At 48.8% G+C, this 19,871-nt stretch carries 16 protein-coding genes; 12 read left to right on the forward strand and 4 right to left on the reverse strand.

The window, feature by feature from the left end; genetic code table 11:
• Positions 1-106 precede the first annotated feature (106 nt).
• The 3 genes from PJI16_20045 to PJI16_20055 all read right to left on the reverse strand — a co-directional run bounded on the left by PJI16_20045 (position 107) and on the right by PJI16_20055 (position 3,826).
• Positions 107-634 (reverse strand): hypothetical protein, encoded by a 528-nt coding sequence (locus PJI16_20045; protein MDT3779855.1) that lies wholly within the window; start codon positions 632-634, stop codon positions 107-109.
• Between the two features lie 254 nt (positions 635-888).
• A complete protein-coding gene (locus PJI16_20050; GenBank protein MDT3779856.1) occupies positions 889-1,944 on the reverse strand; it encodes a DEAD/DEAH box helicase in 1,056 nt (351 codons plus the stop codon).
• 22 nt (positions 1,945-1,966) lie between these two features.
• A complete protein-coding gene (locus PJI16_20055) occupies positions 1,967-3,826 on the reverse strand; it encodes a hypothetical protein (GenBank protein ID MDT3779857.1) in 1,860 nt (619 codons plus the stop codon).
• Between the two features lie 169 nt (positions 3,827-3,995).
• Here PJI16_20055 and PJI16_20060 point away from each other — a divergent pair, with 169 nt between their 5' ends.
• The 11 genes from PJI16_20060 (at position 3,996) to PJI16_20110 (ending at position 17,074) form a co-directional block, all read left to right on the forward strand.
• Positions 3,996-4,343 (forward strand): STAS domain-containing protein, encoded by a 348-nt coding sequence (locus PJI16_20060; protein MDT3779858.1) that lies wholly within the window; start codon positions 3,996-3,998, stop codon positions 4,341-4,343.
• A gap of 675 nt (positions 4,344-5,018) precedes the next feature.
• Positions 5,019-5,822, forward strand: a complete 804-nt coding sequence (locus PJI16_20065) for a carboxypeptidase-like regulatory domain-containing protein (GenBank protein ID MDT3779859.1) — start codon at positions 5,019-5,021, stop codon at positions 5,820-5,822.
• 148 nt (positions 5,823-5,970) lie between these two features.
• The gene (locus tag PJI16_20070) at positions 5,971-7,158 is read left to right on the forward strand and encodes an MFS transporter (protein ID MDT3779860.1); all 1,188 of its coding nucleotides are present in this window, start codon (positions 5,971-5,973) and stop codon (positions 7,156-7,158) included.
• Positions 7,159-7,198: 40 nt separating this feature from the next.
• On the forward strand, positions 7,199-7,330 hold the full coding sequence (locus PJI16_20075; GenBank protein MDT3779861.1) for a hypothetical protein: 132 nt from the start codon (positions 7,199-7,201) through the stop codon (positions 7,328-7,330).
• A 16-nt stretch (positions 7,331-7,346) separates the two neighbouring features.
• Positions 7,347-8,003: a riboflavin synthase gene (locus PJI16_20080; GenBank protein MDT3779862.1), complete on the forward strand. Its 657-nt coding sequence runs from the start codon at positions 7,347-7,349 to the stop codon at positions 8,001-8,003.
• A gap of 250 nt (positions 8,004-8,253) precedes the next feature.
• Positions 8,254-10,155 (forward strand): PAS domain-containing sensor histidine kinase, encoded by a 1,902-nt coding sequence (locus PJI16_20085; protein ID MDT3779863.1) that lies wholly within the window; start codon positions 8,254-8,256, stop codon positions 10,153-10,155.
• The gene (locus PJI16_20090) at positions 10,152-10,826 is read left to right on the forward strand and encodes a response regulator transcription factor (GenBank protein ID MDT3779864.1); all 675 of its coding nucleotides are present in this window, start codon (positions 10,152-10,154) and stop codon (positions 10,824-10,826) included. Before PJI16_20085 ends, PJI16_20090 begins: the two co-directional genes overlap by 4 nt.
• A gap of 389 nt (positions 10,827-11,215) precedes the next feature.
• A complete protein-coding gene (locus PJI16_20095; GenBank protein ID MDT3779865.1) occupies positions 11,216-12,886 on the forward strand; it encodes a SulP family inorganic anion transporter in 1,671 nt (556 codons plus the stop codon).
• Between the two features lie 872 nt (positions 12,887-13,758).
• Positions 13,759-15,456: a CHASE2 domain-containing protein gene (locus PJI16_20100; protein ID MDT3779866.1), complete on the forward strand. Its 1,698-nt coding sequence runs from the start codon at positions 13,759-13,761 to the stop codon at positions 15,454-15,456.
• 82 nt (positions 15,457-15,538) lie between these two features.
• Complete coding sequence (locus PJI16_20105; protein MDT3779867.1) at positions 15,539-16,054, forward strand: SH3 domain-containing protein; 516 nt, start codon at positions 15,539-15,541, stop codon at positions 16,052-16,054.
• Between the two features lie 156 nt (positions 16,055-16,210).
• Positions 16,211-17,074 (forward strand): M48 family metalloprotease, encoded by an 864-nt coding sequence (locus PJI16_20110; GenBank protein MDT3779868.1) that lies wholly within the window; start codon positions 16,211-16,213, stop codon positions 17,072-17,074.
• A gap of 125 nt (positions 17,075-17,199) precedes the next feature.
• On the opposite strand, the gene PJI16_20115 is transcribed toward PJI16_20110, so the two are convergent.
• Entirely contained in the window at positions 17,200-18,237 is a 1,038-nt protein-coding gene (locus PJI16_20115; GenBank protein MDT3779869.1) for an iron-containing redox enzyme family protein, read from the reverse strand.
• 136 nt (positions 18,238-18,373) lie between these two features.
• On the opposite strand from PJI16_20115, the gene PJI16_20120 reads away from it, so the two are divergent.
• Positions 18,374-19,372 (forward strand): L-histidine N(alpha)-methyltransferase, encoded by a 999-nt coding sequence (locus PJI16_20120; GenBank protein ID MDT3779870.1) that lies wholly within the window; start codon positions 18,374-18,376, stop codon positions 19,370-19,372.
• Positions 19,373-19,871: the final 499 nt, after the last annotated feature.

Consider the following 19,871-nt stretch of genomic DNA (forward strand, 5'->3'; position numbering starts at 1 on the left):
TGAACCTATGAAAATGTTTAAAGGGAGGACCGTTACGAAAGATAGCGTGAAGCGGACGACCGAAGCAAAAAAAGGCTTGAGTGAGTGAACCAGGAGGGAACGATTTTTATTGTACCAGGACTTCCTGTGTAGATAGTGAGACGGGCCGAATGGTGGTCAATTGTTCTAACGCATGATTGGCCTTGCTGACGTAGAATGCATATTGAGATTCTGGATAATCTACTATGATTTTCTGAAAGGTGCGCAGAGCCGTTGGCCAGTCTGATGACAATTGGGCAACTTCTGCAAGGTGGATTGAGCATGAGGCAGCCATGGCCCGTGGATCGACTGCCAAACGGGAACCCCTCGCTGTCGATAATTTTTTTAAAAAGGCGGGGACAGGAATAGGAGAATCATCCAGTGAGATCGGTTTAGGTGCAGAGGCTAACACGGAAAGATTGGCCTGCATGCTTTGAATATCAGAACCATCTACGCATTGATTATAGGCGTCCCAAATTCCCAGGAATTCCTGATCCTCCATGGCCAACTCCCCAGGTGATTTTGGCTGAATACTCTGACAGCCAATAAAAATGACAGGAAGTAAGGTTACGAGGAAATACTTGATACATGTGGAAGCAAGAAATCTGGTCTTCATCGTTAAGCCTGGAAATCGAAGTTTAAAAAACATTTTAGGAATTCAGTATTATTAACGCAAAATTCATGCTCAGAAATAATAATTATGGATATGGGTTATTTCCTTAAAATTAACAATAAAAGCAATAGAATGATGGCGGAAGCGTATACTTATTACCACAACATGTGTTTATTTCGGCACAGTTGCTGGTCCCTTGAAATTTAATGTCACACTTGAGATTGCAGGCGATGTAAGTTTTCCCATTAATTCATAAATTATCGAAATGGTTTAATTTCGTATTCGGTGAACAGCTGTCTGGTGTCTGGATGAAATATATAGCCTTTGCCTTGGAGAATATCCTGGTTTTTGAATAATGGAACGAGTTGCCCTGTGGGATGGAGATACAGCCCTCGAAGAGGAACGGATCGTTTGGCATGTCGGATTAGATGGCAGGGAATAGGCCTGATGGCCTGTAGCCATTCGGCCAAATCTTGAGGGTTCCCGATAGATGCAGAGAGGAGGAGGAGCCGTGCCTGTGAGGGACACAAGATAATCGTTTCCTCCCACACCACCCCTCGTTCTGGATCAGCGAGGTACTGCGATTCATCCAGAATGACTAACCCCAGAGTATGCAATCGCAAATCAATCTCCCCACTGGCGGCATCATAGAATAAATTTCTCAAAATTTCTGTGGTCATCACCAATAGCGGAGCTTGGGCATTGTCCCTCCGGTCTCCGGTCAATATCCCGACTTGATCCGGTCCAAAAAGTTGGGTGAATTCCATAAACTTTGTATTCGACAATGCTTTAAGTGGAGAGGTGTATATCACCGTTTGATTGAGTGCCATGGCCTGTTTGATTGCTTGTATGGCGACATAGGTTTTTCCACTTCCCGTCGGAGCGCTGACGATGACATCGGAATGCGCCAGATGCTCTACCGCTTCGGTTTGCCATAGATCAGGAACAAAGGGCTGAGGTTTAGGAACACCAATTCCTTCCAAAATTTCCTGAAGTGTAATCGATGGCTGGGAAGGGCCGAAGTTGGGCTTTCCCTTCATTTGTCGATTTTTTGCTTGAAAGGGGGAAGCGGGCTTTTGATGGCGGGCAGCGGCGCGGACTTCCTGTGCGGCCACTCGTTCCTGTCGAGTGGTCAGTATTTGTTGTAACTCAGTTTCAATGGCCAGAATCTGGTCGGGAGGGAAAGCCAGCATTAATTCAACAAGCCGATGTTTCCCGAGGCGGAAATGTCGATGGATGCGGCCTTTGGCCATATGATGCAAATATTTCACCGGTAAACTCTGGAGTTCATGTTTGAGATCATCAAAATGCATGGCGTTGGGTCCCCATCTTTGGCTATGGAAGTTCCTGCAAGACTTCCCGTCGCATGGTCACCATCGCGGAGTGGGCGGTATCGGCCAAGCCCGGGTGAGTGATCTTGAGTCCATATATTTGAGAGAGAAATTCCAAAGTCCTGGCTAAGAGGCGATACACGTCCCCTTCGGCCATGGATGTGGAGCGAACCAGTGAGGCCCAAGTGAGCTGAGGATTCCCGATCCAGCTTTCCACCAGTGCGGCGACATCTGAGCGTAACAAGGGTGGGGGTTCATACGGACTCAATGAATCAGCCACCGCCCGCACTTGCGTCAACATCGTAGCCAAGCCGGATGGGAGCCGCATGTAGGATCCCGGACGATCATCATCATGGGAAATACTCGCCATGATGCCTGCCAACAATCCTGGAGCAATGCCTGAGAAGGCATCCATACGTATGAGTTCTGTTATGAGCAAGGAATGGTTAATACGAATGAGTCGAGCCCACTCTCCGTCAGCAGTGAGTTGCGAGGAGGCGGTGATATATCCAAATTTGTGGAGCACATCGGCTTTTTGTTGAAATCGGTGCCACAATCCGTCACGGAGTGCTTGAATCGTTTTGGTTAATTGCTGGGATTTCTGTCGGAGTTTCGAAGCCAGGGGAAAGTCTTTCTTACATGCCGAGTGGGACGGGCAGGTGGGACAGGGAAATTCCTCTGTTAATATTTCTGCAAGGAGCGGGTCGTCTGTTTCCTGGGTTTCCGGCAAAATGGGGACTGTCGGCAGACGCGTGGGCAATTGGGAAAGCTCTTTCTTGAGTTGAGAGAGGACCTGTGGCTGACACCAGGGAATAGTGCGAGAGGGCTGAAACTCAAACACCCGGTCGTAAACCTGAGTGACCGAATGAGCGGGACACTCACCCAACGTGCCTTTGGCCCGAATCACGGATAACATAGGGGCAAAGGTTCCACGGCTTCGATACTGACGAAGTATAATCGCCGGACCTTTCGGCAGTCCGATAAGGCGACCTGGAGTCAGAAACGGCAGACAAGCAGTCAAGAATGGCGTGTCATTGGTGACGATGGGATGTCGGTGCGCTTTGCGTCGACGGGCCAGATCAAAGCCCTTCCATTGAGTGATCCAATCGGCGCATTCCCTGGGCCCGTAGGGTTCCAATTGTTCTTTGATCTGATCCAGATGATCTTGATGGATGCCCGATCGTTGATTCAGCTGAAATTGCGCAAAGCTTTTAGCGAGCAGCCCCTCAATTTGATCCAGCGAATGGGCCTTTAGCAGATTTAGGACCATGGGGTAGGACACCACGAATTGACTGTCAATCGGTTCCGGATAGCCTGTGAGTCCTTTGCCAAGGATGTGCAAGTCAATGTACGGGGAGGGGGTAATGACCACGACTCCCACCAAATCTTTTCCCCGGCGGCCTCCGCGCCCGGCCAATTGTTGAATTTCGCTGTTCGTCAAATCCGTGAAATCCTGCGATTTGCGGACGCTGGATTGGGTAATGACGACGGTACGTGCCGGGAAGTCGACCCCGGCGGCCAAGGTCGTTGTGGCAAACACGGCATCCAACAATCCCAGGCGCATGAGTTCTTCAATCGCAATTTTCCAGGATGGGAGATGCCCTGCGTGATGAGCTGCGACTCCAAATTCTTGCACAACCGGAATGAGAGGGTGATGGGTAATACTCGGGAAGTCTTTGGTGAATTTCTCCAGAAATTCCCGGATGGCCTCTGAGCGTTGAGAGGACATCCTGGCTGAACTGTGGGCGAAAGTATCAATGGCCTCATCGCAGGCCCGGCGAGATGTCAAAAAGACAATCGCCGGAGTCAACCGGTGCTGGCGGAGAATTTCTATGAGATCAACGGGATGAATGGCTGGTGGCATGGATGGTGAAATTGTAGCAGGAGTCGGTGGGTGAAAACACTAATATGATACAGGTCGAACAAAAGAAAACGAACCGTGCTCTGTGGGGTTACCATGGATCGCGGAAGCCGAGAAGGCAGGAAACACCCGTTGTTAAGGTCTGGCATATTGGACCGATAAGGTTTCGATTATGGCCATTGAAGTCATTATACGCGGAATTCGAGGCGCCACCGTCGTGGATTTTCATGGCCGGTTGGATATGCATTCCCGATGGCATGTCAAAGCCATTATTAATCAATGTTGCCATACGGAAGAAGAGCACCTGATTCTCAACCTCAAGGGCTTAACATTTCTCGATAGCGCTGGGTTAGGTCTTCTCGTGTTGTGCTCCTATCAATTCAAAGAATTACGTCGCCGCATAACCTGGATTCAGCCACAAGGATGTGTCGGAGAATTGCTTCATAATCTCCAAATCAATGAACTCATCTCAGTGTGCCAGTCCGAACAGGACGCATTATCTTCAGTCTCTCCTTCCTGAAATCCTTCTCATTCCAAGTATTCATAAGATTTTCCGTCTTTGATTGTGTGGGATCCTAATGCCGGGAATTTGGCAAAAGATTTCCGGTTTCCGGACAATCAAAACCTTCTCCTCCCTCATTATTTTTGAAGGATTACCCACATCGACCTCAACGTTTATCTAATCGGGTATGGTCCTGTGATATAAGCCTTCAGGTTATCAGCATAATTCACAGAACCAATATCCTCAGTTCTTTAGCAAAAATGAGAGTTCTTTACTCTTGCCAGCCTGACATATAAAACGGCAAGATGATTTCTGTGAGAATATACCTCAAGAGATACAGAAAAAAAACGATCGTTCCTTGAAAAAAACAAAAGGCCATATTGCGTCCGTTCGAGTGGATATGACATTTTGTTCCAAGGAGTGTAGGAATCACCACGAAGTATTTTGGTCTAAATGCCAGGTACCGTTGTTTTTTGATGTACCAACCTGTGGGAAAATTGACCAAGTGCACTTGAATTCAGTGAGGCTAATCTGGATGGTTGAGTCACTGAATGTGAGACTCTCCGAGAGATTTAATGATCCTCGTTCCCTCCAACGATGTGTAGAGGTTATCCCCCACTAACCCGTCCCATGTGCGTTGGAAGTCCAAGAGGCTTCTTAAGGATAAAATTTATAGGTGAGGAGATTTGTGTCATGAATGGCAATCGGGTCAAAGGCCAGGAAAGAAAATATCCATTCCTATCATTGATCATGGTGGGTGTGATGTGGTGTGCCCTGATGAGCCAACAGACGGTGCATGCCTACCAGGAAGAGGAGGTTGCTGGTGGAGGGATAATTTCCGGTGTGATGAAATTTTCTGGAATTGTTCCATCGGCCAAGACCCATAAAGTCACCATGGGAAGCAATCCAGAATTCTGTCAGACCATTTCTGACAAAAATGGTGTCATTCATATTCCAGAAGTCCGGGTGTCTTCCAAACAACGCTTGGCTGATGTGATCGTGTTTCTTCAAGAGGTTGAGCGTGGCAAACCCGTACCGAAAGAAGGTCCGGTCGTGACGGTGGACCGTTGTCAATTTGCGCCACGAGTCATCGGTGCCATGTACGAACAAACCCTCCGGATAGCCATGCATGATCCGATTCTTCACCAGCTTCGCGGATGGGAGATGTTGGACAAGGGACGCCTGCCACTTTTCCATTTACCCAATCTGGGAGAAGGAGGGGAGGCGACGGTTCCACTCAAAACACGGGGTAGCAGTATTATCAAGCTGGAATGTGATCAACACCGATTCATGCAAGGTTGGCTCCTGCTGGCAGCCAATCCGTATGTGACCGTATCCGATGACCATGGGGTGTTCCGTTTGACGGATGTTCCAGAGGGCACACATACAGTCGGGGCCTGGCATCCGGTGTTGGGTTATCAGGAAGCCAAAGTGACGCTCAGTTCTGGACGGCAAGAGACTCTTGCGCTGACGTGGGTGTCCCCCTTGAAACCCTAAGGCCTTCTGAGGCAATCGAGCTGACCACCTGTCGGTCTTTAAATTCCTCAAAGATTCTGGCGGGTCAGGTTTGACCGTTTCAACCTTCGGTTCTTTTCCTCAATGACGGTTTTCTTCCACCGGCTCACGAACTTGTTCGCTCTCTGATATGAAAGATTCCAAGGCATTTCTCTTTCTTAGTCTTGTCGGATTTTGTAGTTTTGTCAGTTATGACATGGTGCGTCGACCGGCCTTGGCGTTGTTTGTGGAAAGCCTTGGTGCGGGACCTTTTCTTGTTGGCCTATTGGTGGCTGTCTCGACAGTGACCGGAGTGATACTCAAGCTTCCGATGGGATTGCTCTCCGACCAAGTCAATCGAAAACGGTTAATGTTAGGAGGAGTGCTGGCCTTTGCGTTTCCGCCCTTTCTTTATCCGTTCACCTCAGATCTCTGGACATTAGGGGCTCTCCGATTGGTTCACGGATTGGCAACAGCCATGTTTACGCCGCTGGCCTTGGCGATGGTGGCAGAGCTCTTTGCGAAACGGCGAGGCGAAGCCTTTGGTTGGTATACTTCGGCGACCCAAGGCGGTGGGCTGCTGGGTCCGATGATTGGCGGTGCTGTCGTGTATCAATATGGATTTTCGCCCACGTTTCTTTTAGCCGGTGTCTTTGGATTATTAGCGTTGGTCTTCTTCTGGTTGATCCCTCCGACTCAGGCTCCTTCGCGAGTTCATCAACATTCCTCCTCGACCATATGGAAGGAAATGCGCGAAGGCCTCCGCCGGGTCTGTCAGATTCCACCCATTCTCATCACGAGTACCGTGGAAGCGGCCAAGATGATGGGAAACGGCACGCTGATGGCGTTTTTGCCGCTGTATGGTTTGCTCATTGGGTTGAACGCTGCAGAAATCGGGGTTTTGTTTGGAGTGCAGGCGTTGACTTCCTTTATCGCCAAACCGGTGATGGGCCGGATCTCCGATCGTGGGGCCAGGCAACCACTGATTTTTGGAGGACTGTGCCTGTGCGGACTCATGGTGATGTTTATTCCGCACATTCAGGGGTATATTCTTTTATTGGTGGTCGCCGGAACGTTTGGATTTGGGGAGGCGGTGGTGACGTCCTCGACCACGGCCCTGGTTGCTGATTATTCAGAAGGAAAAGATCTGGGGGCTGGTATGGGATTACGAGGGACCATTATGGATATCGGGCATGCGGGGGGACCGCTTTTAGCGGGAATACTTATCCATGCCCTAGGCTATGGAGGCGGGTTTTTCTGTATTGGAAGCTTATTATTACTGACGGCGGCATTTTTTGGTGTCACGATGATAGGGATCAAAAAACCGGTTGTGCTATAATGAACTTTTTCCTGATGGGCAGGCAAAGGAGTCGAACACCATGAATGAAGAAATGGGAACCGGTGATCTTATCATCGGGATTGTGGCGTCCCTCGGTGTCGTAGTCCTGATCGTGGTCTTTGTTGTGATCGTGAAAAAAGTTCTCCTCAATAAAGACAGTCATATCCAATAACCAAAATTGGTGGAATATGTTTAGCGGAATAATCGAGGAAATGGGTGCAATTCAGTCGATTAATAAAGGGTTGACAGGTGCAAAGTTTTCCATTTTGGCTTCTCTGACATTAGAAGATCTGAAACTGGGTGATAGTATTAGTGTCGCCGGTGCCTGCTTAACGGCCAGTCAAGTGGGCGACCTGGGCTTTTCGGTGGATGTGTCGACCGAAACATTGAACTGCACAACATTAGGAACCATTTCCGTTGGAACACCGGTTAATCTGGAGCGGGCCATGAAACTCAATGCCAGGATGGGGGGGCATATAGTCACGGGCCATGTCGATGGAATTGGTCTTTTACGTGCTCGACAACAAGATGGGAATTCGATTCAACTCACCATTGAAGCTCCAGAGGAAATTATGCGCTATTGCGTGGCAAAAGGCTCAATTACCGTGGATGGAATTAGTTTAACCATCAATGCGGTCTCGGAACGTTCTATCGCCGTAGCCATCATTCCGCATACAGCCAAAGTTACCACCATGGGGCTCAAGCAAATTGGGGATACGGTCAATTTAGAATCCGATTTGATTGGAAAATATGTTGAACGCTTGTTACAAACAAGCGGGATGCTTCCCGCAAAGCCCGCCCCAATGATCAATCGAGAATATCTCGAAAAACGCGGTCTCCTATAGTTTTCTTATATATTTCATGTCCCAAAATCTTCCACAAAAAACCAAACATCCCCTTTGGCGTTTGTTTGCAGTCGTCACCCTCTTTGTGATCGTTATTCCCGCAACGTTGTGGGGAATCGTTCAGCTGTATGAAATTATTTGCGCCTGGTGCGGCTGCTGTAGTGCCATCGATCGTCCACGAACCGGGTAGATCCCCACTCAGGCATTCACTGAAACCGCCAATGTATGAGGAGAGCAGGTTTTTCTCCTTATGTATTCAAGCCAATTATACAACCCCAAAGATTTTGTCTTAACCCTTATCCTGGCTGGTGGGGTTTTCACGTTTGATCTCCTTCTTCCACGGGGATTTGCGGAAGAAATGTTGTACACGGGCGTGGTGTTCTTTGCCACACAACGGTTACCACGAAGGATGGTCTATGTTGTGGCCATTGGATGCACCGCACTCACGATCATAGGGTTTGGCCTCACATTTTCCACCTTGAGCGGGGCACCGTCATCCTTGAGTTGGCCATTTCGATTTCCCATCACGAACAGAGCCTTTTGTATTGGCGCCATTTGGGCGATTACCCTCTTGGCTCTTCAACGGAGGCGGGCGCTAGAAGCCCTTCGGACGAGTGAGGATCGATTTGGCTTGGTCGCCGAAAGCATCCAGGACTACGGAATAGTAATGCTGGATCCGGAGGGGAACATCGCGAGTTGGAATGCAGGGGCCGCACACATTTTCGGCTATCTCGCAGGGGATGTTCTGGGTCGGCCTCATTCCCTGTTATATCCACCTTTTGCCATTGATTCCGGCGAACCAACTCATTTTCTGAATGAGGCCAGGGCTTCGGGAAGTGTCATGAAGGAGCAATGGTTAGTGCGAAAAAACGGGGTGAAATTTTGGGGCCATGTTGGCATCACCGTCTTACGTGATGAAACTGATCAACTTCAGGGATTTGCCACCGTGATGGGGGATCTCACCAAACAAAAACAAGAAGAAGATGTTATTCGAGCCCTGCTGCGTCTGAGTGAAAAATTGAATTCCACTTTCGTTCTGGAAACGCTCCTGGACGAATTAGTGACAGAAGCCATTCAACTCGTCCAGGCTCATGCCGGGTTTGCCGGGTTGGTTTCGGGGGAAAAGCTGGTGTGTGAAAAATATTTTCACGGTCAGACAATGAAACTCTGTCATCGTTCGTGGTCCCCTGGGCAGGGATTACCCGGCTGGCTTCTCCTCCATCAGACTGCCTATCTCACGAATCGAGCGCATGAGGACAGACAGATTGAGCAGGATTTCCGACAGGCATTTGAAATTCATTCAGCCTTAAGCATTCCAATTCTCGATGCCAAGGATACCCTTTTGGGATGTATTGAAGTACATAACAAAGAGAAGACGAGTGGCTTTACACGTTTTGATCAGCAAACCATGATCGGGGTTTCACAAGTGGCCTCTATTGCCATTCAGAATGCCTTGGCCTACCAAAAGCTTCAAGAAGCTGAAGCGCTTCATAGCCAATTATTGGAAAAAATCATGACGGCCCAGGAGGATGAGCGGCGACGGATCAGCCGGGAATTACATGATGAAATTGGCCAATCGCTGACCTCCCTTCTTGTTGGACTCCGCGCAGCTGAGAATGATGCCCGTTCAGATGGAATGGCAGCACGGGTGAACGATCTACGAAAGATTACGAGTACGACACTGCAGGAAGTTCAGCGACTGGCAAAAGGTTTGCGTCCGAGCGTGCTGGATGATTTTGGACTGGAGGAAGCCATCGCCCGCTATGGAGGAGAATTTAGTTCAACATATGGCATAGAGGTGGATGTGGCTCAAAATTGGCAAAGTAAGAATCGCCTGTCTCCCGCAGTGGAAACCGCCTTGTATCGAATCGTTCAGGAGGCGCTGACGAATATAGCAAAATATGCAAAGGCCACCACCGTGTCGATCCTTCTGCAGCAAACCCCTACCCAGATTCGACTTATTGTGGAAGATAATGGTCAGGGGTTTGACGCGGAAGCGATTGTCGGGAGAGCTGCGGCAGGTGCCCATCTGGGCCTGCATGGAATGCGGGAGCGAGCGCTGTTGCTCAATGGTTCGATTTCCATTGAATCATCTGCGGGAACCGGAACCACCATCTATGTCAATATCCCTTTAAAGGCTGAGACGGCGTGAAGATTCGCATTTTTATCGTGGATGATCATGCAGTTTTACGATCGGGATTGCGTCTCTTGATCAATGGGCAACCGGACATGGAAGTCGTAGGTGAAGCCGGAGAAGCCCCTGCGGCCCTTGAGGCCGTTCAAAGCCTATTACCTGATATCATCTTGATGGATCTGGCCATGAATGGTCACATGCATATTGATACGATCGGTGAACTGAGAAAATGTTGTCCTTCCGGTTACATTCTTGTCCTGACCATGCACACCGAAAGCGGCTACGTTCGCGGATCCCTTGCTGCCGGGGCTTCCGGGTATGTCGTCAAGAGTGCGGCAGACACAGAATTATTAAGAGCGATCCGCACCATTGCCCAAGGAAAGACCTATGTTGACTGGACTGTGGGGAAAGGGGTGGGGCAGGATCTTCGCGGGGCATCAAAAAAAAGTCTCACCGACAAGGCGCCTGGGTTACTGGGACAACTCAGCCCGAGAGAGCGTGAAATTTTCGGTTTGGTCGCTCAAGGTTTTACCAATCAACAAATTGCCGATCAATTGGGAATCAGTATCAAATCGGTTGAAACCTATCGAGCGAGGGTTATGGAAAAGCTCGGGCTTCGTAGTCGTGCCGACCTTGTTCAGTTTGCCCTGAGCTGTGGTGTGCTGACGCCTGGAAATCCCCTTCACTAATCCCCCATTTGTTCCCTCGATTGAAAATATTCCCATCCCCTGCGTGCAGTATCTTGTCAGGTTTTCCCCTCTGCCATTTCCTCCTGATTCCCGTTATTTTATCCACATAGAGGTTCAAAGCTAGATGTGGGCCCCCTTGTCGTATTCCGGCTATTGGAAATTCAGTTGCTGAAAGGCGGGGCAAGAACGCCTCCTATTCACAGATCAATTCTTTTTCATTGCCCATAATGTTCTCTGAATTATGTACTGTAAAGAACATCTACCGTTTAGATACCCATTTTTCCCCTCTCAGATCAGTCAATAGTCCATGCGCCTCAACACGCTAGTTCGCTCAGTTGCGATAGGTGATGGTTTCGAAAAACCTCATTCATGAAGGAGTAAGAGAGACGATGCCCATGATTCATGGACTGCATTTCAAGAACATTCGAGGAGATATATACGGGGGTGTGGTCGCTGCAGTCGTCGCCCTTCCCTTGGCGCTGGCGTTTGGTGTGGCCTCCGGTGCCGGTGCGATTGCCGGACTGTATGGCGCCATCTTTGTCGGCATGTTTGCCTCCTTGTTCGGAGGAACACCTGCGCAATGTTCCGGCCCCACCGGCCCTATGACGGTCATCATGGCGGGTATACTCGTTCAGTTTTCTGACAATCCCGCCCTCGCGTTTACTGTGGTGATTATGGGTGGTGGATTACAAATTATTTTCGGTTTACTTGGCTTTGGTTATTATATTGCGCTTGTTCCCTATCCGGTTATTTCAGGATTCATGAGTGGAATTGGATGCATTATTCTTATTTTACAGGTGGGACCACTTGTCGGATTAGAGGCCAAACCTGAGGGAATTGTCGAAAACTTGATGGCCATTCCTCAGTTTTTGGCCAATCCTCTGCCTCAGGCAGCGATTCTGGGTGTCGTCACCCTCTCCATTATGTATTTGACACCGGTACGAATCAGTCAATTCATTCCTCCCCAACTACTCGCGTTATGCCTGGGTACCTTTGCCGCCTATATGTTTTTCCCCCAGGTGCCGTTAATCGGGCATGTTCCAGAGGGGTTCCCCTCTCTAATTTTTCCTCATATTGAGCCTCATGCCTTTGTCATCATGGCCGAAGGAGCGGTTGTGCTGGCTCTCCTGGGCAGCATCGATAGCCTCCTGACCTCGCTGGTGTGTGACAATATGACTCGGACCCAACATGATTCCAATCGTGAATTGATTGGTCAGGGAATTGGCAATATGGTGGCAGGGGTATTTGGTGGCCTTCCCGGAGCAGGAGCGACGATGCGGTCCGTCGCGAATATTCGGAGCGGCGGTCGTACCCCTCTGTCAGGGATGCTGACCGCGTTGGTCTTATTGGCCATGTTACTCGGATTGGGGCCCTTAGCGGAAAAGATTCCCTTAGCAGTGTTAGCCGGCATTTTGTTTAAAGTGGGATTGGATATTATTGATTGGAGATTTCTCCGGCATTTACTCAAGGCCCCACGAACAGATGTGATCATCATGGGAGTGGTGCTGGTCATTACGGTTCTCGTGAATTTGATCACCGCTGTTGGCGTGGGAATCGTACTGGCCAGTCTGTTGTTTGTAAAGCGGATGGCCGACCTTGAGTTGGCAAATTTGCGGATCATCAGCGCGCCGACAACCGAAATACCTTTTGGGCCGGAGGAAAAGGCCATTCTTGAACGCAATAATGGTCGAATTGTTTTAATCCACGTGGATGGACCCATGAGTTTCGGATCCGCTAAAAATATGGTACGTCGGCTGGAGTCGATAAAAGGCTTCAACAACTTTACCCATGTCCTTCTCGACCTGTCGGATGTCTCGGCCATTGACGGAACTGCCGCTCTTGCCATTGAAGATATGCTTCGTATGGTTCAGGCACATCGCCAGAATCTTTACTTTGTTGGAATAAATGCTGGAGTGCTTAAAGTTCTGGAAGGATTGGGGGTCTTGGATCAGATTGGCCCTGAACAGCGATACGACCTTCGATTGGATGCGTTGCGCCATGCCGATCAAGGGGATAATTTTTTACCCACAAATGAATTCTCCAGAGCGCAACGGGCATGACTGAAATATTAGCACGCCGCCATCGCCAATGGAGTAACCGGTTGTTCCCAAGGCCGACGCGACCTCAAACAAGAGAGAGAAACGGATGAGGTTCAACCATGGATAAGAAATGCGTGAACAGGGTTACTAGGAACATGGCGAGAAAAATTAAAGCCAGAGCCCGGTGAACGACTATCGTTGGCACCCGGGCAAAAAAATCACGTCTTGACGATGCCGCAAGGCAATACACACAAACCTTCCGATAATTCCGAACGTGGGCGTTTTAATTCCGCCAGCAGTCCCTCCTGCTACCCCCCCGATGAAAATGACAATGAGGTAGAGAGAGGCATTACCCCAAATGATATGAAGCCTGCCGTCCTGGCAGAAACAGTATGAAAGGCTCCCACCAGGACTTTATCCATTATCGGCAAATCCCCTAGCGTTTTAGGGATATTCCATTCAAGGAGTAAGAGACCCAAAGTTCCTCCGACAATCAGCATGCCGGAAATGACAAGCACCAGCTTGGAATGGGCCTGAAGACGGTGACGTTCTCTTCGAAAAATTTGAGCAACCTCAAGCAGGATAATAAATCCCAACCCTCAAAAAACAACCAAAATCTACGTGATGAGATTCACGGTCAGATCGGTCTGATAGGAGATTGAATTGGTTGAAAATGAGGGAAATCCGGGAAGGACAAATCATTAAAAATTCCGCCCCATGTTTCCCCTGTACATTTCTTCAGTTGTTGGCTACCATTTCTACTTGAATGTTTTAATTCCTACCTTTCTGATCACTTCTGCGGGATTTCTGTTTTTTTCTGTTACCCCAGGTCGTTGGTGTCTTGAGATGACAGCGATTCAGCCCAAACCCAGGTTCAAGGTCTTGCTTAAGAGATGAAGAACTTTTCTATCGAAAAACTCATTCAGGTCGGGTATCGCTTTGTCACGAAATCCCAAGGTCATTTTTATCTCTATCTGGCGATTTTCTGTAGCGTTCTCGTGGTCTTGGATGCCGGCTCCGTTGAACTGATTCGGGGAATGAAGCTGAAAACCTTTGATGCGATCATGAAGAACCGGGTGCTGTTTCACAAAGCCGATCCCGACATTGTGATTGTCGATATTGATGAAGCCAGTTTGGAGGCCATGGCTCAAGAATATGGCCGGTGGCCCTGGCCCCGTCAGGTTTTTGCCGAATTTCTGGAAACACTACAGGAACAACAACCCTCAGCCGTGGTGTTTGATATTTTATTTAGTGATTCGGATGTATTCAATAAAGAGTCCGACTCGTATTTCAATGACGTCGTCAGTGGTACGGAAAATACATTTTTCCCCATGATGCGTTTATCGTCAACGAACGATGAGCTCAGCAAGGTGACCCCTTCCATGATTCCCGGCATAGAACCCGTTCCCGGGAAACCCCAAGACGAGAAAGGAATTGCCCTGGTTCTGCCAGCCTTCACCGCCATTCTGGAGAGTGGAAGAATGGGCACCAACAATGTTTATCCTGATCGGGATGGCATTGTTCGACAGTACCCTATCTATCGGGATCACTATGGGTGGCGTGTGCCTTCCCTTCCAGCAAAGCTGGGGGAAACCCTGGGATGGAGACTACCGGATGATTCAGATGTGTATTTGAACTGGCGTGGGAAATTTGGGGCCTTCCGGTCTGTCCGCTTCAGCGAAGTGTTTGATGATTTCTTGCGTAGAGACGGGCAGCGGGCGCCGGATGAATTCACGAATAAAATTGTGATTATCGGGTCCACTGCCTCTGCACTGTTCGATACCAAACCCACGCCTATGGAGAAGATTCATCCCGGCGTGGAAATTCTGGCCACCGCGATCGGGAATATCAAGAATGGAGATTGGATCACCCAACCAAAGAATCCCTGGCTCTTTACCGCTCTGGCGCTTGGCCTTATTTGGGTCACGGCGTTGGCATTTTTAACCGGGGTCAAACGTAAAGCCATTGATATGGTGTTTGCCGGTTCGCAAGTGGGTTTGATGGCCTTTACCTTCTCGAGCTTGAATCTCACCACCTACTATCTTGATTTAACCGCACCCATCACGGCAGGGTTGATCTATTTTTCTCTCGCGCGGGTGTATGCCTATGCCGAAGCCACAATCATGGAAAAATATGTCTGGATTAATGTGGAAGAGGGTGTGGACGGTTGGCAATATACCGTGGTGGTGGTCCTTCAACCGGAGAGTTTGGAAAAAATTTCGGAAGCAAGGTTCCTGACCCTGTTAAAGCGGGGTCTCTATGGCAAAAAAGTCGGGTTTACGATAGAAGCCTTTTCGCGGAAACCTGCCGGCATTGAAAAAGCCTTTCAAAATATGTTTCTCATTTATTGGGTGGAAAATCATGTGGAAACAAAGCCATGGGAGGTGGGGAAATCCGGCGAACAGACGGTATCTCTGGTTCGAGAAGTTGCTCGCAGCATCTGTGAAAACGATAGAATAGGATGTAAGCTCGGATGGTGCCAAGGACCTCTAACGTATGGAAATGAGAAATCGAGGCTGGAGGCTTGGCAACAAATAGTGGTGAAAGCCATGGTGAATCTCAAAGACCAGCCGCTTGTGATTATATCATGATCCGTTATCCTGAGGCCCCATGTCTCAGGTAGTGGTTAACCGGGAACCGCTTGGTCGGTTGCATGCAAGAAGGAGGACGTTGATGAAAAACTGGGTAGCCTTCCTGGCAATTGTCCTTATTTGGGTCCTTCCCGCAGAGGGAAACGCTACGGATCCGGGGATAGCCGTCCGATCCTGCCAAGTCATGAGCGAACCCTTTAAAGATTCTCAAGAAGTGACATCATTGAAAGAAGGCGACACCGTAGAAATTCTGAAAAGGAAAGGTGGATGGTTGCAGGTGTCTCGGAAAGGTCATACCGGATGGGTCAGGATGTTATATATTCGTCGGGGGGCCTCCGCGGAAAATGTTTCGGCCGCGACGGAAGCTTCAGGACTTTTAGGTCTGGCTACCGGGAGAGCTGGGAGTGGAAATGTAGTGGCCGCTACGGGAGTGCGTGGATTAAATGAAGAGGAATTAAAAGAGGCTAAGTTTAATGAACATGAACTGCAGAAACTGAAAACCTATCGGGCTTCAAAAAAACAGGCACAAGAATTTGCTAATCAGGCAGGGTTAACCGTACAAAAGGTTCCGTTCATTCAGCCGACAGACGGGAATTAAAAAATGAGCAATCAGCATACTATGAAGAACTGTCTACCCTCTGAATCTTTACTGCCTGTTTCTCTGATATTCCACAAGCAACAGGCAATTCCGGGCTCGAAAGGATTCCTTCTGCGTGCATTCATTCTGACATGTGTGTTCTCCGGGGTGGCAACCATGACTCATGCCTTTGATCTGGGTGATGCCCTCAAACAATTGGGGCAGCCGAATGAAACCACCATCGGAAAAACCAAGGAAGGGACTCCGGAGAAAAAAGCCGGCAAGAAGGCTCCTTCGCTGACAGACTTGACCGACCTGGTCAAAGGGACTTCCACCGAAGAAGAAATAGCCATAGGGCAAGAGATTGCCGGACGACTTCTTGGAGCGGCCCCCCTGGTCGAGGATGAACGCTTGCAGCGGTATGTCAATCAAGTGGGGAAATGGCTCAGTTTACAGAGTGGAAGAACGGACCTGGATTGGTATTTTGGGGTGATCGATTCCGAAGACATCAACGCCTTTGCGGCGCCTGGGGGATTTATTTTTCTGACGAAGGGTTTATATACACAACTTCATTCTGAAGCGGAGTTAGCTGGAGTCCTGGGGCATGAGATCGGTCATGTTATCAAACAACATCAGCTGACCATTATTAAACAAAGCCAGGCGATTGAGATGGGAAGCAGCCTGTTTTCCCGAAAACTTGGCAAAATGAAAAATGAACAAGCCAAGCAGGCTGTGAATAATGCTATCGGGAGTGGAGCGGAGGTGATGGCTCGTGGGTTGGACAAAGATGCCGAATATCAGGCCGACAGGATTGGGGTGGTCTTGGCCACCAGGGCCGGCTATGACGCTTATGGCCTGCCCATGGTGTTACAGGAAATTGGTCATGCGGGTCTCAATGACAGCAGCGTCGCCTTACTGTTTAAGACTCACCCTCATCCCGACACGAGATTGGCAGAACTCGGCGATTCCATGGGAGAGACCTTTGATACATATTCTGACGGCAAAATTGTGAAGGAGCGGTTTTATAGATTGGGCAAATGAATAAATTAAATTAGTTTTGACCTGATTGGCGGGGAGGATGCCTGTCCTTCTTTAGAGAAAAGGCTGAGTCTTTGGGACTGTTCTCTGGTCTGGAGAGCTGCCGGGTTGACAGGCAGCACATACGATCAGGCGTTCTCGGCTTGTTGGACGGACTTGGCAATAGCCAGACCGGCGCGTGTGCTGAGGGATCGTTGCTGATCATAGCCCATCACAATTTCCCACGCGCTATCTTGATAGCGGGTAATCAGGGGAAGGGCGACTTCATTCAACATCCATTGACCGTGCCGAAGATCCTCCTTAATGTGGATATCCCAGTAGCCGATCGCTTTTTCGCTGAGGCCAAGCCGTTCTCCGGCGATTTTATAATGTTGGAATGCGGCAGGAACAGAGATCTCAAAGTAGAGAAGACTGCCAATATACCGTAAGAAATATTTTTTGCGTTCGGAAACGGTGAAGCTGTGGTTGATATTGGCCAGGACTTCCCATGGCACGATGTCAAAGTAGGCTTCCGGCGTGGGGTCCATACCCAATTCCTTCAGCATCGCCGAAAAAAACGACGTATGTTTTTTCTCTAATTTGGCCCCTCCATACTCCTCAAAGAGAATCTTCGTGAGTATCGTTTGGATTTCATTCCCAACGCCGCCAATTACTCGTGACAATTGACTTGCTTCCACCAAACCATCTAAAGAGGCGATGGCTAACAATTGACGGTAACCCACCGGGGACATGTCGTTGCGATAGAAGGCCCCGGCTTGGGAGAGTTCCGGGTTAAGATCTTCTGCGGCGCGTTCTCGAAGCGCGGCCTCGATGTCCAGTCCCTTTAAGGCAGAGAGATTGATGTTCTGAGCTTCCCAGGCCTGCCAGGCGGTTGCAATCTTTTTCCGTATGGAGAGAAGAAATGCGGAATCCTCATTCGTATAATTCTCAAGGTCGTCATACCAGAACAGTTTCAATCGGTTGATTCGATAGAGAATCTGTTGGAGAAACAGATGTGCCGTGGAAGATGAAGACTGGTCTTCATAGGCCTCCACCATCGCCTGATCTAAGACATCCTCGAACGGCTTCAAGCATTTGGGGGTGTGAGCGACATACTGATCGAGATTCTCCTGCTGAAGGAACTGCGTAAAGATCTCTTGGGCCTCGCAGTATTCGAGGTCAGACATGTTGCGAACGAAAGAAACACTCATCAGGGAAGATAAAAAATTAAAAAGGATGTATAAAGGGTGGGCGACTTCATACTAGCAAGCCTGAGCAGGGGGAGCAAATACCAATCATTTTCACCATGGAAGAAGGAAGCTAATGTCATTTCAATTTCACAATCTCCGATCGGGAGTTGCAGCACCGCCATCTGATGACCTGTTCGCTCAAACTGTGCTGAAAGGGCTGTCGAAAAGTCCGAAATGCCTGCCATCGTGGCTGATTTTCGATGATCGAGGCAGCGAAATCTTTACCGAAATCACCCAATTGAAGGGCTATCATCCCGCTCAATGTGAATATGAGATTTTCAGCAAGCAGAAACAGGCGATCACCGATATCCTCAGGAATCAGACTTTTCGGATGATTGAACTGGGGGCGGGAGATGGAGGGAAAACCCAAATTCTTCTTCAGCACTGCATACAGAGCCAGCTGATATTCGAGTATGTGCCGATTGATATTTCCGAGGGCGCAATCAAGACACTTCTATCTTCTCTTGAGTCACGATTTGGAGAAGGGCCTATGTCGGTGACAGGACTGGCCGCCGATTATTTTGATGGACTCCGCGCGATTGGTGAGCAATCGAGGATCCGGAACTTTGTGCTCTTTTTGGGTTCGACCATTGGGAATTTTGCGTTGCCTGCGGCCGAGGAGTTTATTGGAAAGCTGCGGGAATGTTTGAATGAAGGGGACTATATCATGATCGGGTTCGATCTCATGAAGCACCCGAAGACCCTGTATGCAGCCTATAATGATTCAACAGGAGTCTTCGAAAGATTCAACCTGCATCTTCTTGATGTCATCAATCAGAAACTAGGGGCAAATTTTGTGAAAGAACGGTATGTCCAGCAGGGCCAGTATAATCCACTATCTCATGCGGTCGAAAGCTTTGTTTACAGTACCCGTGAGCAGGTTGTATGCATTGAGACACTGGATAAGGAGTTTCATTTTGAGGCATGGGAACCGATGCAAACCGAGCATTCCTATAAATACACGCAATTAGAGATTGAAATGTTAGCGGAAAAGAATGGGTGCCGGATCGTAAGGCATCTGTTTGATACCAACAACCACTTTGTGAACTCGATCTGGGAAGTGAAGAAATAGTTGCCGTCGGATTGCTGCTTCACGGTAAGTGGTAGAAGAGGAGGTTCAGGTGTGGATCCCTTCTGGTTCCGGCGAGAGTTTCAGGAAAATTCTTTGACGTGGTCGAATCAATAGACGAAAAGGGGCCATGCCGCTATAAGAAACTCAGTCGAGTGCATGGGGTTACTGACCAGTTATTTACCATAATTAAGTATCAACAGTGGCCACATCAGGAAGGAGGGTTCAACTTCGTTACAAGGCATGCCAGAAATGGGTTTGCAGTCTTTTAGAGGAAAAAGCATTTCTACTAAACACTTAAACTGTACCGATGGTTAGGGCCATTGAGTGCGTAGAGACAACACATGGAAGAAGAGTTGAAAACTGTCAAATTAGGACTGGCACTCGTAAAGAATCTTCAAGATAACTTGAGGCTTGGGACGTCACGGGTTTTCTGAAATTCTTTTTACTTACAAAGAATTTCTGCTCATTTTTTAGAAGCCGGGTTCTGGAGTTGAACGTG

It is taken from the genome of Nitrospira sp. MA-1 (assembly GCA_032139905.1).
Taxonomy (GTDB): Bacteria; Nitrospirota; Nitrospiria; order Nitrospirales; family UBA8639; genus Nitrospira_E.

Bases quoted from the DNA above. Each gene is read 5' to 3' on its own strand.
- PJI16_20095 (MDT3779865.1), top strand. From the start codon at position 11,216: ATGCCCATGATTCATGGACTGCATTTCAAGAACATTCGAGGAGATATA.
- PJI16_20070 (MDT3779860.1), top strand. From the start codon at position 5,971: ATGAAAGATTCCAAGGCATTTCTCTTTCTTAGTCTTGTCGGATTTTGT.
- PJI16_20110 (MDT3779868.1), top strand. From the start codon at position 16,211: ATGACTCATGCCTTTGATCTGGGTGATGCCCTCAAACAATTGGGGCAG.
- PJI16_20115 (MDT3779869.1), bottom strand. From the start codon at position 18,237: ATGTCTGACCTCGAATACTGCGAGGCCCAAGAGATCTTTACGCAGTTC.
- PJI16_20075 (MDT3779861.1), top strand. From the start codon at position 7,199: ATGAATGAAGAAATGGGAACCGGTGATCTTATCATCGGGATTGTGGCG.
- PJI16_20065 (MDT3779859.1), top strand. From the start codon at position 5,019: ATGAATGGCAATCGGGTCAAAGGCCAGGAAAGAAAATATCCATTCCTA.
- PJI16_20060 (MDT3779858.1), top strand. From the start codon at position 3,996: ATGGCCATTGAAGTCATTATACGCGGAATTCGAGGCGCCACCGTCGTG.
- PJI16_20080 (MDT3779862.1), top strand. From the start codon at position 7,347: ATGTTTAGCGGAATAATCGAGGAAATGGGTGCAATTCAGTCGATTAAT.
- PJI16_20055 (MDT3779857.1), bottom strand. From the start codon at position 3,826: ATGCCACCAGCCATTCATCCCGTTGATCTCATAGAAATTCTCCGCCAG.
- PJI16_20120 (MDT3779870.1), top strand. From the start codon at position 18,374: ATGTCATTTCAATTTCACAATCTCCGATCGGGAGTTGCAGCACCGCCA.
- PJI16_20045 (MDT3779855.1), bottom strand. From the start codon at position 634: ATGAAGACCAGATTTCTTGCTTCCACATGTATCAAGTATTTCCTCGTA.
- PJI16_20105 (MDT3779867.1), top strand. From the start codon at position 15,539: ATGAAAAACTGGGTAGCCTTCCTGGCAATTGTCCTTATTTGGGTCCTT.
- PJI16_20085 (MDT3779863.1), top strand. From the start codon at position 8,254: ATGTATTCAAGCCAATTATACAACCCCAAAGATTTTGTCTTAACCCTT.
- PJI16_20100 (MDT3779866.1), top strand. From the start codon at position 13,759: ATGAAGAACTTTTCTATCGAAAAACTCATTCAGGTCGGGTATCGCTTT.
- PJI16_20050 (MDT3779856.1), bottom strand. From the start codon at position 1,944: ATGCATTTTGATGATCTCAAACATGAACTCCAGAGTTTACCGGTGAAA.